Source organism: Vescimonas coprocola (genome assembly GCF_018408575.1).
GTDB lineage: Bacteria > Bacillota > Clostridia > Oscillospirales > Oscillospiraceae > Vescimonas > Vescimonas coprocola.
In genome coordinates this window covers 1,697,445-1,711,836 of record NZ_AP023418.1, presented here as the reverse complement: position 1 = coordinate 1,711,836, position 14,392 = coordinate 1,697,445, and the positions used below count along the sequence as shown (strand labels likewise).

Below are 14,392 nucleotides of genomic sequence, written 5' to 3'. Positions count from 1 at the left end.
TTAACCCTGCGTTGGCCAGCCCAGCGCCTCCAGAGCGGTGACGCCGTTGTTGGCAGTCTGGACAGCCTCGGCGGCCACATGGACTGTGGCGGTGGCATCCTGATACTCGTTGCCCATACCGGCGTCAAAGGTGACGCAGGTGAACAGAGGGGCGGTGGTCTCGCCGGGGCGGATGGCCTTGTTGCAGTAGAGGTAGCCGTCGGGACCCAGCGTCCAGTCGGTGGTGTTGAGGTCGGGCTTTACCAGCGAGGGGTCCGGCGTGCCGTCGCCGGTGAGGCGGATGTCGCTGGTGAGGCGGACACGGATCCATGCGTCGGCTTCGCCGGTGTTGCGGACCTCGGCAATTTTGGTGACGGTGGTGCCGGGCATGATGCCGGTAAGATCCTCGAAGGGCTGGGTCTTATCCGCATCCGCCCACTCCTCCACAGCAATGGAGACATTGCCGGTGGTGATGACATTGCGTGCCGTTCCGTCGGCGCTGAAATACGCCAGCGTTCCGGCTGCCAGCGTGGCCACGCAGATGGCCAGCACCGACAGTAATAACAGCTTTCGTTTCATGTGGTTGCTCCTTTCCTGTCTATGGTCAGCCTCCATAGGGAGGACAGAGAAGGTGGTTGACCGCAGCGGTCAAACCGGTGCAGCTGCGGTAACAGCTGCACTGGTTTGGCCGGGCCTCTAAGAGGCCACGGCCGCCGGTGTTTCCGCTGGTAACAGGTTCACCGGGGCGGCAGGGAGCCTATAGGGGGGCTTTCTGCCACCCGACACGACCCGCTGGTAACAGGCGTGTCGGGGTTGGTCGGGTCACAGGACCCGTGCCGCAAAAAAATAGGGAGGAGATAGTAGAGTCAGGGAAGCCGATCTGCTTCCTGTTGGGGGGGAAAATTACTGCCAGTTGGTGGCGGTACCGCCCCAAGGATTGTAGTTGGCGCCGAAGGCGGCATCCATAGCCTCGGCAGCGCTGTCAAAGCCCTCTGCCTGACAGGCTACGGCGAACACGGGGCAGGAGACGCTGCTCCAATCCCAGCCCTCGTCCAGAGTGACTTCCTTGCCAAAGGCGTAGCACTTGCCATCCTTGCCGAAATCGACGGACTTGTCGAGATACACGCCCTGAACGAGCTGCTCGGTGGTGGCACCGGCCTCAACGGCCTGATAGTAGTCGGCGAAGTAGACATTGTACTTGATGCCGTCCATGGTGGTCTCGAAGTAGTTCCACTTGCCGTCATGCATCCAGTTCCACTCAACGCCCTCCGTGGAGGTGATATTGCCGTCAACGACCTTGTTGCCGAAGTTGAAGTGCAGGACGTTCATGCCGGCGTTGAAGGTCTCATAGCCGTCGTCCAGAGCGGCGGGGATGGCGAAGTAGGCACGGATATAGGCCTTCTCGGAGCCGGTGTTCTGGACGGTGACCATCTTGTCCACGTAGTTCTTGGCGGTGGGCATACCCAGCTCATCCTTCTCGCCCTGTGCAGAGCCGACGATGGGGGACAGCTTCTTGTTCTGCGTGAAGGGCTGAAGGCCATTCTCGCCACGCTCCTGCTCGATCAGGTCGATCTTGACGTTGCCCACGGCAAAGGTATTGGTTTCGTTGTCGGTGTCGGTGAAGTAGGCCAGAGAGGCACCGACGATGGCGATGGCGGCCAGCGCCACGCACAGGAACAGGGCAGTGATCTTCTTTTTCATGTAATTGCTCTCCTTTTTGTTTGATTTTTTGGGTATCAGAATGTGCAAGGGATCACTTGGTTAGGGGTTGACCTTGGCCCAAGCATCGGAGGCAGAGGCAACATTGTCCTTCTGCACGGCGTAGGCCTTAAAGGTCAGGGTGGGGGCATCCGTCTTGGCGGTTTCGAGCATAGTCTTGGTAACAGTGTTGTTCACAGTGACGGTGTTACCTGCCAGCACAGAGAAGGTCTGGTCGGCGGCGGAGGCGGGAACCTCACGGTAGTAAACGCCGTCTTGCAGCTCCGTCCAACCCTCTGCGATGGCATAGGTGATGAAAGTGTCCAGATTCTCGGACTTCGTGACCTGCACGAACAGCCAGCAGGCCTCAGAGTTGGCCTGAACGGTGACGGTGGGGTCCTTGGCGATGGTGTTGCCGGGAACCATCTTGTAGTCTGCGGTGGTCTCGGTGAGGCCGATGTTGATATCGCCCACGGTGAAGGTGTTCTTCACCTCGGCGGTCTGATCGGTCAGCCAAGCCAGCGTGCCGCCGACGACACCGGCCACCAACAGGGTCAGAGCCAGAACCAGCGCCAGAGTTTTCTTTTTCATACTCGCTTCTTCCTTTCTTACAAACTATGATTTATTTCCACGGCGTGGGGCGCAGCCCATGTGCCGTCGAAACCGGGGGGGGAAAAATCAGCCGTTGAAGGCGGCCCAAGCGGCGCCGGCATTGGCGAAGCCGTCGGCCTGAATGGCCTCGGCCACCACGGTGATCTGGAAATTCTCCAGAGTGGCCAGCTGGTCGTTGGTGACCCACTCGGGCAGGGTCACTTTGTCAAACAGGACAGGCAGGACCACATCACCGTCGGGGGCGGCAACGGTCTCGTTGTAATAGAAATAGTAGGTCAGAGTGTCAGTGGGCTTGTCGTAGACGAAGTACTTGGCATTGGCCAGCATTTCCTCTGTCTCCACCATGTTATCGGGGATGATGCCGTCCCACTTGGGGGCATTGGCTTCCACAAACTTCACCATGCGGATCAGGGGATAGGCGTTCTCCACGCCGGTGGGGCCGTCCTCGGCAAACTCGGGGTCAGTACACAGGGCGATGATGGCCTTGGCGTTGTTGAAGGTGACCTTCATGCGGACGTAGCTCAGGTCGCTGCCCTCCTCAACGGTGACGGTGGGGTCCTTGGTGTAGGTGTGGCCGGGGAGCAGATGGTACTCGTTGGCCTTCACACGGTCAGCGCCCTCCACAGGCGTGCCGTCGGTGGTCACCTTGGCCTCGTCCAGCGTGATCTTCACGTTGCCGACGGTGAAGGTGTTGTTGACCGTGTCTGTGCCGGTGAGGTAGGCCAGCGTGCCGAACACACCGGCGGCTACCAGCAGCAGGGCGCAGCACAGGGTCAACAGGGGTTTGATGCGGTTCCTTGCTTTCATGGTTTTTCCTCCTGCATAAAAAATGATAACAAATGATATGGTGAGCCTTGCGGCAGGATCGACGGATCTATGCCTTTTGACTGTCCTGACGGATGCGCTTGCCCTGCCCCTTGTCGGAGCCGCCGGAGAGCAGGTCCGGCAGGAAGGTCAGCAGCAGCAGGACGGCCCCGGCGGAGATGGCCACGTACAGGCCGGGGGGATGCTGGATGTAATTGGCTGCGTAGCCCAGCTTGGGAATGGCAAACACCGGGGTGCCGATGACGTTTTTGTAGTGGACGAGGCTGCCGTCCTCGGCGTCGTTGGCGTCGCCCTTGGTGCGGAAGCGCAGAGTGGAGGGATCGTCCTCGTCGGGGACCACCTCCACCACCCGGTGGGTGGCCACGGTGTTCTCATCCAGCATGAAGGTGATGACCTGTCCCGGCTGGATGGTGGTGGGGTCCACTTTTTTCACGTAGATGAGGGAGCCTACGTGGTAAGTGGGTTCCATGGACCCGGACAGAACGGTGAAGGTGCGGATGCCGGCCAGTCGGACGCCGACCAGCGCCACGGCCAGAAGTACTACCAGCGCCACCAGAATGGTGCTGATGATCTGTAAGAGCTTTTTTGCGGTCATAGGGGGTTCCTCCCGGAGATAGCTTGGAGCACTTGGCGGGTGCAGAACTATTAAAGCATCTTTTGCTCATGAAGAACGTCGAAACAGAGCAACTGTCCTGAAATTTCCAGTCATATTGCGTGGAGAATGTCAAACAATGACGGTGATGAGGGCAGAACGAACAAACAAATGTGGGACATATATGTCTTTACATATTATAAATGACATATATGTCCAAAGTCAAGACTTATATGTCGTTGTAAGTGTAAAATTTTCGACATAATTCGACAAAAGGTCGATGAGACACAATGGGCCGTAAGGAGGTCGCACATGAAGCAATATCCAAACATTGATGCCATTATCGAGGACAGCGACACCAAGGTGCAGGATCTGGCGAAGGTCATCGGCGTCAGCACCAAGCAGATCCGGCGCTGGCGGGACGGTACCAGCGAAATGGGCATCGAAAAGCTGGAGAAGCTGTGCCGGTATTATCACGTCAGCGCCGACTACATTCTGGGGCTGCCCAGAGATCTGGACTGGCCCAGAGGCTGACGAGGATCCGGGACAGCTCTCCATCCTGTGAGGATGGGGGGTTCTCCCGCAGCCTTGGCGAGTAGATGAGGCGTCAAAAAAACAGGACAGGGTCCGGTTCCCTTGGGAACCGGACCCTGTCCTGTTTATAAAAGAGGGAAGAGAGAAGAGGTCAGGCTTTTTTTCTGCTTCCGCAGGACCACGGTGACGCTCTCCCGCATGGACGAGGAGGAGTCGCCGCTGAAGCTGTCGGACTTCGCCGTCAGCGAGGCGGTGGAGGAGACGGCGGAGTCCTTCCGGGATTTTGCCCGGTCTCAGGGCCATCCGCTGGAGCTTGCTATCGTGCCGGGGCTTACCTACTGCGGCGATGAGTACGCCGTGCGGCAGCTGGTGTCTATCCTGCTGGATAACGCCGTGAAGTATGCCCTGCCGGAGACACCCATCCGGTTTGTGCTGGAGAAGGGAAAACGGGGCGTCGTCCTGCGGTGCAGCAATGCCTGTACACCGCTGGCCGAGGGGGAGACAGAGAAGCTCTTTGACCGGTTCTATCGGTCGGATCAGGCCCGCTCCGCCGACGGCAGCTTCGGTGTGGGGCTGTCCATCGCCCGGAGCATTGCCGAGGGACACCACGGCTTCATCCGGGCCCAATGCCCTCAGCCGGGTGAGATCGTGTTCACGGCGCAGCTGCGGTAATGGCAGCGAAGTTTCCAGAAAAATAAGGGCCTTGCGGCGAGGAGCAAGGCCCTTTTGTCGTGCCGGGGAATGGGATGCAGAAAATTCCAGAAAAAATGACAGTTTTTGGCAAAAAGGGACTTGCATTGTGTCCATATAAGTGGTAATATGCCTGCGTAAAAGTGCGCGCCGGGACGCCCATGGGCGTCTATCGTTTCAGAGAAACGATAGGGAGGGGTCAAAGAAGGCGTCATTCTGAGGAGGGGCGCAGCCCCGACGTGGCGATCCGTATTCCCCGCATCCCCCACAAAGCCCAACGGCCAAGACCCGCACACGCAAAAAATAGGAGGCAGATATTATGACAAACCGCAAGAGCACCAAACGGGCCTTGCTGGGCAGCGTCGTGGCCATGGTCCTGTGCCTGGCCATGCTGGTAGGCGCTACCTTTGCATGGTTCACCGACACCGCAAGCACCGGTGTCAACAAGATCCAGGCCGGCAATCTGGATGTTCAGCTCCAGTACGCCACTGCATGGGACGAGAAAGGCAATGTCACCACCTGGGCCGATGCACAGGGCAAGCAGCTGGAATTCAAGAAGGCCGCTGGCGCTGAAAACGAGGCCGTTCTGTGGGAGCCGGGCTGCACCTATGAGCTGCCGGAGCTGCGTGTGGTGAACAAGGGCAATCTGGCCCTGAAGTACAAGGTGGCCATCACCGGCATCAACGGCAGCGCCAAGCTGAATGATGTCATCGACTGGACCATCAATGATGCGGATATCAACCTGACCGAGATGCAGCTGAAGGCCGGGGAAGAGGGCGCCGCCTTCACCATCAAGGGTCATATGCAGGAGTCCGCCGGCAACGACTACATGAACGAGTCTATCGACGGCATTGCCATCACCGTGGTGGCCACCCAGAACACCGTGGAGAGCGACAGCTTCAACAACACCTACGATGCCAACGCCACCTATCCCGTGGTGGCTGTGGGCGATGTGAATACCGACGGCGACACGGTGATCCAGGACCGTGAGAAGGACCCCACTGTGATCGCTACCATTCCCGCAGGCAGCACCGATGCCGGAAAGCTGACGCTGGTCAAGACAGAAGGGCAGACTCCGGCCAACATTGAGATCGTCACCGGCACCGACGCCGTTACCACCGAGGTCCGTCTGGAGGATCAGAACGGCAACAAGGTCACGGCAGCGGGCGGCAAGTTCTTTACCATCGCCCTGCAGCTGGAGAAGAAGCTGAACGTGATCGGGTTCTATCACTCCGAGACACCGCTGACCAAGGCGGAGAGCGCCGAGGCGGTCAAGGCGGCCAACGACACCTACTATTATGATGCTGCCACCGGCCTGCTGACCTTCAGCACCGATGATTTCTCTCCCTTCACTGTGGTGACCTCCAGCAGTGTTTTCAACGGCGGCAATGGCACCAAGGCGAACCCCTATCTGGTGGCTACCGGTGAGCAGGCGTTGAAGATGGAAGATGCCAAGGGCTACTTCAAGCTGGTGGACGATATCGTGGTCACCGACGAGATCTATCTGTCCGGCAAGACAGTGACCGTGGATCTGAACGGCCACTCCATCCGGCTGGAGTATGCAGCGGGCGCAAAGCCTAATAACGGCAGCGTGTTTTATATCGGCGGCAAGAAGGGCAACCTGACTATCAATGACAGCAGCGAGGGCCAGACCGGCGCGGTATACGGCTCGGATAAGACCTACACCAACAAGGTGACCTCTGCGGTTCGTGCGGGCAACTATGGCAGGCTGACCATCAACGGCGGCCATTTCTATGGTACCAGCGAGGGGACCTCCTGTATCTTCGTCTACACCAGCATGAGCAGTGGAAGCAAGGCTACGGTGACCATCAACGGCGGTAAGTTCGAGACGGCCACCCCCAGCAATGGGACGTATTATGTGCTGAACCACCAGGATAATGCTACCGCCGGCTGCACCATTACGGTAAACGGCGGCAGCTTCAAAAATTATAATCCCGGCGTGACAACGGTAGACCCGGTCAATGCCAAAACCGGCAAGATCACTCTGGGTGCCGGCTGCACCACGACCTCCACTGTTGAAGGCAGCGACACTTGGTACACGGTGAGCAAGTAAGCGCTCTCCCGAAAGTATCTGAGAAGAACAAGGGCCTCCGGCATTGCCGGAGGCCCTTGTTTGCGGTACTGGAAAGGCCCCTGTGTGGGTACCCGCAGACAGCGGTAAATGACCTGTAAAAACCGACAGATTTTGCAGAAACCTCTTGCGTTCTGCCGATCACGGTGCTATGATACAACTATCAAGCGTGCGGCCAAAAGCCCGTGGGCTTTTTATCGTTTCAATGAAACGATAAAGGGTGTTCAAAGGGAGTGTCATCCTGAGGAGAGGCGCAGCCCCGACGTGAGGATCCGTATTCCCCTTTGCAGCGTCCCGCTACAAAAGCCTGCCAGCCAAGAGCCCCACACGCAAAAAATAGGAGGAGATACTTATGACAAACCGCAAGAGCACCAAACGGGCCTTGCTGGGCAGCGTCGTGGCCATGGTCCTGTGTCTGGCTATGCTGGTAGGCGCTACCTTCGCATGGTTCACCGACACCGCAAGTACCGGCGTCAACAAGATTCAGGCCGGTAATCTGGATGTGGCGTTGGAGTACAGCACAGATTTTAAGACCTGGAACAAGGTAACCGACACGACCAAGCTGTTTGAGGAAAGCACTGTATGGGAACCCGGTCGTACAGAGGTTGTGTATCTACGTGTCAAAAACGCAGGAACACTTGCTCTGAAGTATACCGTTGGTATGTATAACATCAATGAAGGCAGAGGAAAAAATGTCGCAGGCGAGTTTTATTACCTCAGCAACTATGTGAAATTGGGCGCAGTGGAAACCACTGCTGCATATGCAGATCGTGAAGCGGCAATCAATGCTGTGAATGCAGAAGCTAGGACGCTTAAGTCCATCGGTTCCAGTGCTATTATTGGTGAAGATCAGATGGTAATGCTTGCGCCTGAGGCTGATGCTAAGACGTATGCACTGGTGCTGTATATGCCCACGGAAGTCGGCAACGAGGCAAATCCGAAAAACAACGATCCGTATTGGGCATCAAAGTTTTCTTTCGGTATTAGCGTGAATGCGACGCAGGCAGAGTATGAAAACGATTCGTATGACAATACATACGACCATGCTGCACCGGAGCTGTTTTATGCCGAGAGCTTTTCTCATGGCACGCATGAAATCACCAAGAATATTCAGGCCAACGGCAGATATGGTGCAGTGCAGGCTGAAAAGACAGCGCAGATTACGATCGACGCCGATGTGTACGCCGTGTATACCAAGGGTGCGGACGGACAGAATGCAGCCATGGCCGTTGAAGCCGGTGGCACCAGTAAGGTTATCATCAAAGGCGGTGACTTCCGTCAGGTTGGCGTTCCGGCAGACGATCCCGTTTGCGATCTGATCTATGCAACCGATAAGGCTACGATTGAGATTCAAGGCGGTACCTTCAAGGCGGTTACCCCGGCGAATACGCTGAATGTGATCGATTCTGCAAGAGGCGTTGCCAAGATCATCGTCAGTGGTGGTTCTTTCTACAAGTATGACCCGTCTCATCCCGCTATGGGCGAAAACGAAGTTTTCGTTGCTGACGGCTACCATGTTGAACAGAACGGCGATTGGTACACCGTAGTCAAGAACTAAACGCTGATGCTTTCGTATAAAAGGGGATGCTCTGAGGGATGCTCTTCCAGGGAGGAGCATCCCCTTTTTTCGACCTTCCGGGCGACATGGAAAGAGAGCGTCCACAAAACATTTCGCCTAAGGAAACTTACTTTCCGTAAAGTTTCCTGCAAGTTTGTGAAAACTGTATAAAATGCGGGGCTGCGGGGCAGTAAATTCGACATACCCCCCATTGACTTTTGCATATAAAACCGGTAAACTATGCAACATCAAGCGGCCCGCCCGTGTGGGCCAGCCTTTGGAAAGGAGACAGACGTCATGAGGTACACTTCCACCTGCAACCGTACTCATGCTGCCGATGCGTGCTGCGCACCGGCCACTCAGTCTGCCTCCTGCACCGCTTCCTATCTGTTTGCTCTGGACACTGCCATTCTGGCGGTGTCCATTTTGCTGTCCATTCTGCTGGGGGTACTGGTGGCTCTGGCGGTTCTGCTGGTTCTGATCGTACTGGTACGAATTATCCCGCATCCCGCAGTAAGGCGCAGCGTCGAGTGGTTTCCGGCAGAATAGTCCGGGACAGAAACTTGGCTGACGGCTTTGCTGCAAGAGCAAGGCCGTTTTTCTTTTGTATTTTTAAGCCCACCGGCTGAAAATAAAACCCACAAGAATCGAGGAAAGAAACATGAAAAAGGGAATGAAACTTGTATGTATGGTATTGACGCTGGCCATGCTGCTGGGCCTGCTGGCCGGATGCGGCGGCAAGGGCGGCGATGACAGCAACGGCGGCGGAAGCGACCAGACTCTGCTGCTGGGCCTCATCGGCCCCATGACCGGTGACTACGCCCACTATGGTACCTCCACCCGTGACGGCGCTCAGGTGGCTGTGGAGGAGATCAACGCCGCCGGCGGCGTCAACGGCTGGCAGCTCAAGCTGCAGACCGAGGACTCTCAGGGCGATCCCGACTCCGCCATCTCTGCCTTTGGCAAGCTGATGGACGATAAGATGGACGTCTCTCTGGGCTGCGTGCTGTCCGGCGAGGCCCAGTCCGTCATCACCGCCGCCAAGAACGACAACGTACTCGTCGTCACCTGTACCTCCTCTGCCGAGAAGTGCATTCAGGGCAACGACAAGGCCTTCCGTGTCTGCTTCAACGACCCGGCACAGGGTACTGCCTCCGCCAACTATATCGCTGACAACAAGCTGGGCAGCAAGATCGCCGTGTTCTATCAGTCCGATATCGACTACTCTGCCGGTCTGGTGGAGACCTTCACTGCTCAGGCGGCCCAGCGGGGTCTGACCATCGTCACCCAGCAGGCCTTCACTGAGGGTACCAAGACGGATTTCTCCACCCAGATCAACGCCATCCGTGATTCCGGCTGCGATTTGGTGCTCCTGCCCATCTATGCCGCTGAGGCCTCCGTGTTCCTGACTCAGGCTCAGGGTAAGCTGGACGGCATCAAGGTCTTTGGCTGCGACGGTCTGGACGGCCTGCAGACCAAGGTCTCCGACATGACTATGCTGGAGGGTGTTATGATGCTGACCCCCTTTGCCGTGGACGCTCCCGACACCAAGACCCAGACCTTCGTGGACAAGTTCACCAAGCTCCACGGCTCCGCTCCTGACCAGTTCGCCGCCGACGCCTACGACGCCGTGTATGCCGTGAAGGCGGCCATGGAGGCCTGCGGCAAGACCCCTGCTGATGCCGACTTTACCTCCGCCATGGTGGACGCCATGTACACCATCACCGTGGACGGCCTCACCGGCACCATGCAGTGGGACACCAGCCGTGAACCCGCCAAGAACGCCAAGGCCATGGTGTTCGCCGCCGACGGCACCACCAGCCTGCTTGGCTAAAGAAACCCGGTGCTCTCCGGGGCTTCGGCCCCGGAGGGCGCTGTCCGCCGAACGGCAGAACAGTGCCTGCCGGTGTCTCCGGCACGGCAGTATTGTGCCGCCCGGCCCGCCCTCCGGACAGGGAGGGATATCCGGAAGAAAGAGAGGAAACTGATTTATGACCCGATTGATCGAGACCCTTATCAGCGGCCTGAGCCTGGGCAGCATCTATGCGCTGATGGCTCTGGGCTATACCATGGTCTACGGCATCGCCAAGATGCTGAACTTCGCCCACGGCGATATCATCATGGTGGGAGCCTATGCCGTTGTCACCTCCGTGCTGACGCTGGGGATGCCGCCGCTGGTGGCTATCCTCATCAGCATCGCCGTCTGCGCCCTGCTGGGTATCACCGTTGAATTTCTGGCCTACCGGCCCCTGCGGCAGGCCCCGCCGTTGGCGGTCCTGATCACCGCCATCGGTGTCAGCTATCTGCTGCAGAATCTGGCGCTGCTGATCTACGGCTCAGAGCAGAAGGCCTTTCCGGTGCTGTTCACCATCCCCAGCGTGGAGCTGGGCGGCGTGTACATCGACGGCATCACCATCGCCACCATGGCGGTGACGGCCGTTATCATGGTGGGGTTGTCCCTGTTTATCAACCGTACCCGGATGGGCAAGGCCATGCGGGCGGTGTCGGAGGATAAGGAGGCGGCAGAGTTGATGGGCATCAGCGTCAACCGCACCATCACCGTCACCTTTGCCATCGGCTCGGCGCTGGCGGGCGTGGCCGCCATCTTCTACGGAGCGGCCTACACCTACATCCGGCCCACCACCGGCGCCATGCCCGGCATCAAGGCCTTTACCGCAGCCGTGTTTGGCGGCATCGGGTCTATTCCCGGCGCTATGCTGGGCGGTGTGCTGCTGGGCGTTATCGAGCAGCTCTCCAAGACGTATATTTCCACCCTGTGGGCCGACGCCATCGTGTTCGGCGTGCTGGTGGCGGTGCTGGTGGTGAAGCCCACCGGCCTGCTGGGCAAGCGTATCAGTGAGAAGGTGTAAGCTATGGGAAAGAATATGACCTCCGGCGCACGGCGCCTCAGCGGCAACGCCGTGACACTGCTCATTACCGCCCTGCTCTGCGGCGGCTCCGCTGCCCTCATTTACTCCGGAGCTGCCAGTCGGCAGATTTCCAATATGCTCATCTCCATGGCCTGCTACATCGTCATGGCGGTGTCCCTGAATCTGGTGGTGGGCCTACTGGGTGAGCTGTCGCTGGGCCATGCGGGCTTCATGTCCGTGGGCCTGTTCACCGGCTGCCTGCTCTCCATTCAGCTGGCGCAGAGCGTCCCTATCGGAGTGCGGATGCCTCTGTCCATGCTGCTGGGCGGCGTGGCGGCGGCGGTGGTGGGCCTGCTGGTGGGCTTGCCGGCCCTGCGGCTCAAGGGCGACTATCTGGCCATCGTAACGCTGGCCTGCGGCGAGATCATCAAGACCATCATCAACAATCTCTCCGTCACCGGCGGCGCCAAGGGGTTGGATACCAGCGAGATCTACGCCGATACCCGGACACTGCTGCCCTTTGCCATCGTGCTGATTTTTCTGGTGGTGCTGGTGATGATGAATCTGAAAAACTCCCGCCATGGCCGGGCCATCATGGCCATCCGGGATAACCGCATCGCCGCCGAGTCCAACGGCGTCAACGTGACGTATTACAAGCTGATGGTGTTCGTGCTGGCGGCTTTCTTCGCCGGAATGGCCGGTGTGCTGTACGGTCATACGCTGGCCAACATCAAGCCCGCCATGTTTGACTACAATATGTCCATTGAGATCCTGGTCATCGTGGTGCTGGGCGGCATGGGCTCCATCCGGGGCTCCATCATCGCCACCATCATCCTGCGGGCTCTGCCGGAGGTACTGCGTCAGGTGGCAGACTACCGGATGCTGGCCTACTCCGTACTGCTGATCGTCATTATGCTGCTGAACTCCTCCCCGCAGTTTGCGGAGTGGAAGGGTCGGTGGTCCCTGAAAGCCCTGCTGAGCCTTGGGAAGGCCCGGAAGGAGAAAACGAAAAAGGAGGCGGCGAAGAAATGAAAGAGTTGAAAACTGCCGGTGTTCGGCTGCCGGATTCGCCGCTGGTTCCGTACCCCAGCCGCTCGCTGGTGCCGGAGCGTGACGTCCGCTATGCCCCTGTGTTGGAGGCCGGCCGACTGGGCATCGATTTCGGCGGTCTGACCGCCGTGGATGACTTCACTCTCACCATCGGCCGCACGGAGATCGCCGGGCTGATCGGCCCCAACGGAGCCGGAAAGACCACGGTCTTTAACCTCCTCACCAGCGTCTATCAGCCCACCCGGGGCAGCATCCTCATCAATGGGATGCCAACGGCGGGCAAGTCCACCCATCAGGTCAGCCGCATGGGCATCGCCCGTACCTTCCAGAATATCCGGCTGTACAACGATATGAGCGTCATCGACAATGTGAAGGTGGGGATGCACAATAGCGTCCGGGAGAACCTGCTGGCCGCCGTGACCCACGGCTTCGGCTACCGCAAGGCGGAGCGTCAGGCGGAGGCCACGGCGCTGGAGATGTTGGACTTCTTCGGCATGGCGGATCTGGCTCATGCACAGGCGGGGAGCCTGCCCTACGGCGCACAGCGCCGTCTGGAGATCGTCCGGGCGCTGGCCTCCGGGCCATTGCTGCTGCTGTTGGACGAGCCGGCGGCGGGCATGAACCCTTCCGAGACGGCGGAGCTGATGGAGAACATCCGCCGCATCCGGGATACCTTCCAGATCGCCATTCTGCTCATCGAGCACGACATGAATCTGGTCATGGGTATCTGCGAGGGCATCTGCGTGCTGAACTACGGCAAGGTCATCGCCAAGGGCAGCCCTGCCGACATCAAAGCCAATCCCACCGTCATCGAGGCGTATCTGGGGAAGAAAGGAGCCAAGGACGATGCTGAAGGTTAAGGATATCAACGTCTACTACGGCAAGATCCATGCACTGAAGAACGTCTCCTTCGAGGTGCGCCCCGGCGAGGTGGTGGCCCTGATCGGCGCCAACGGCGCCGGAAAATCCACCACCCTGAAAACCGTCTCCGGCATGATGCACTCCCGTACCGGCAGCATCGAGTTTCTGGGGGAGGACATTACCCACACCCCCAGCCACAATCTGGTATATAAGGGGCTGGCCCACGTGCCGGAGGGCCGCCGTATCTTCCAGCAGATGACGGTGCTGGAGAACCTGGAGATGGGGGCCTACCTCCACAAAAAGCCCACCCGTGAGGAGCTGAAGGATATCTTCACCCGCTTCCCCCGCCTGCAAGAGCGGCGGGATCAGGTGGCGGGGACGCTCTCCGGCGGCGAGCAGCAGATGCTGGCTATGGGCCGGGCGCTGATCAGCCACCCCAAGCTGCTGATGCTGGACGAGCCCTCCATGGGCCTTGCCCCCATTCTGGTGGGACAGATCTTCGCTATCATCCGGGAGCTGCACCAGTCCGGCACCACCATCCTGCTGGTGGAACAGAACGCCGAAATGGCCTTGCAGGTGGCGGACCGGGCCTATGTGCTGGAATCCGGAAAGATCGCACTCTCCGGCACCGGCCATGAGCTGGCGGAGTCCGACTCCATCAAGAAGGCATATCTGGGCGGCTGAGCCGCCGCCCCCGCCGATGGGGCGCTGAATTTGCTACTCTTTCCTTCTTCCTTTATTTACCATCAACGCCGCACCCCGGTTCGGGATGCGGCGTTGATGGCGTTTGAGGGCCTTGGGGAGATGCGGTGAAGGAGAGCGTTTGTGCAAAAAGCCGACCCGGCGGTACGATTCATTCCGAACGTTCCGCCGGAAAAACGGGGCTGGGAGATACCGTGAAAGCGCCGGAGGGAGCTTTTGATACGGCTTCTTGATGCCGACCGCAGGCGGAAGGGGAAAAGCTTCCAAATTTGCGGAGAAAATCCCCGGCGGCCTTGTGAGAGTGAACAAAAAGGCGATTTGTGCTGTTT

The 14,392-nt window shown here is 58.7% G+C and carries 15 protein-coding genes; 10 read left to right on the top strand and 5 right to left on the bottom strand.

The annotated features are described in order from the left end of the window. From KJS28_RS08445 to KJS28_RS08425, 5 genes are all read right to left on the bottom strand, one after another. A complete protein-coding gene (locus tag KJS28_RS08445) occupies positions 1-558 on the bottom strand; it encodes a TasA family protein (protein ID WP_213540549.1) in 558 nt (185 codons plus the stop codon). 324 nt (positions 559-882) lie between these two features. Beyond that, positions 883-1,680, bottom strand: coding sequence for a SipW-dependent-type signal peptide-containing protein (locus KJS28_RS08440; protein ID WP_213540548.1), 798 nt, complete (start codon positions 1,678-1,680; stop codon positions 883-885). Between the two features lie 60 nt (positions 1,681-1,740). Beyond that, positions 1,741-2,268: a SipW-dependent-type signal peptide-containing protein gene (locus KJS28_RS08435; RefSeq protein WP_213540547.1), complete on the bottom strand. Its 528-nt coding sequence runs from the start codon at positions 2,266-2,268 to the stop codon at positions 1,741-1,743. 87 nt (positions 2,269-2,355) lie between these two features. Then, the gene (locus tag KJS28_RS08430) at positions 2,356-3,096 is read right to left on the bottom strand and encodes a SipW-dependent-type signal peptide-containing protein (RefSeq protein ID WP_213540546.1); all 741 of its coding nucleotides are present in this window, start codon (positions 3,094-3,096) and stop codon (positions 2,356-2,358) included. 67 nt (positions 3,097-3,163) lie between these two features. Next, positions 3,164-3,709, bottom strand: a complete 546-nt coding sequence (locus KJS28_RS08425) for a signal peptidase I (protein ID WP_213540545.1) — start codon at positions 3,707-3,709, stop codon at positions 3,164-3,166. Positions 3,710-4,018: 309 nt separating this feature from the next. Here KJS28_RS08425 and KJS28_RS08420 point away from each other — a divergent pair, with 309 nt between their 5' ends. From KJS28_RS08420 to KJS28_RS08375, 10 genes are all read left to right on the top strand, one after another. Further along, a complete protein-coding gene (locus KJS28_RS08420) occupies positions 4,019-4,240 on the top strand; it encodes a helix-turn-helix domain-containing protein (RefSeq protein WP_021858098.1) in 222 nt (73 codons plus the stop codon). 183 nt (positions 4,241-4,423) lie between these two features. Continuing rightward, on the top strand, positions 4,424-4,912 hold the full coding sequence (locus KJS28_RS08415; protein WP_213540544.1) for a sensor histidine kinase: 489 nt from the start codon (positions 4,424-4,426) through the stop codon (positions 4,910-4,912). Between the two features lie 337 nt (positions 4,913-5,249). Next, positions 5,250-7,004 (top strand): TasA family protein, encoded by a 1,755-nt coding sequence (locus KJS28_RS08410; RefSeq protein WP_213540543.1) that lies wholly within the window; start codon positions 5,250-5,252, stop codon positions 7,002-7,004. 370 nt (positions 7,005-7,374) lie between these two features. Next, entirely contained in the window at positions 7,375-8,580 is a 1,206-nt protein-coding gene (locus KJS28_RS08405) for a TasA family protein (protein ID WP_213540542.1), read from the top strand. Between the two features lie 297 nt (positions 8,581-8,877). Beyond that, positions 8,878-9,129 carry a hypothetical protein gene (locus KJS28_RS08400; protein ID WP_213540541.1) on the top strand — a complete coding sequence of 84 codons (252 nt, stop codon included), beginning with the start codon at positions 8,878-8,880 and terminating at the stop codon, positions 9,127-9,129. 124 nt (positions 9,130-9,253) lie between these two features. Further along, a complete protein-coding gene (locus tag KJS28_RS08395) occupies positions 9,254-10,414 on the top strand; it encodes an ABC transporter substrate-binding protein (protein WP_213540540.1) in 1,161 nt (386 codons plus the stop codon). Positions 10,415-10,571: 157 nt separating this feature from the next. Further along, positions 10,572-11,450 carry a branched-chain amino acid ABC transporter permease gene (locus KJS28_RS08390; protein WP_213540539.1) on the top strand — a complete coding sequence of 293 codons (879 nt, stop codon included), beginning with the start codon at positions 10,572-10,574 and terminating at the stop codon, positions 11,448-11,450. A gap of 3 nt (positions 11,451-11,453) precedes the next feature. Next, on the top strand, positions 11,454-12,482 hold the full coding sequence (locus KJS28_RS08385; protein WP_228298360.1) for a branched-chain amino acid ABC transporter permease: 1,029 nt from the start codon (positions 11,454-11,456) through the stop codon (positions 12,480-12,482). 68 nt (positions 12,483-12,550) lie between these two features. Then, a complete protein-coding gene (locus KJS28_RS08380; RefSeq protein ID WP_407701760.1) occupies positions 12,551-13,360 on the top strand; it encodes an ABC transporter ATP-binding protein in 810 nt (269 codons plus the stop codon). Next, a complete protein-coding gene (locus KJS28_RS08375; protein ID WP_213540537.1) occupies positions 13,347-14,045 on the top strand; it encodes an ABC transporter ATP-binding protein in 699 nt (232 codons plus the stop codon). Before KJS28_RS08380 ends, KJS28_RS08375 begins: the two co-directional genes overlap by 14 nt. The last annotated feature ends 347 nt before the right edge of the window (positions 14,046-14,392 follow it).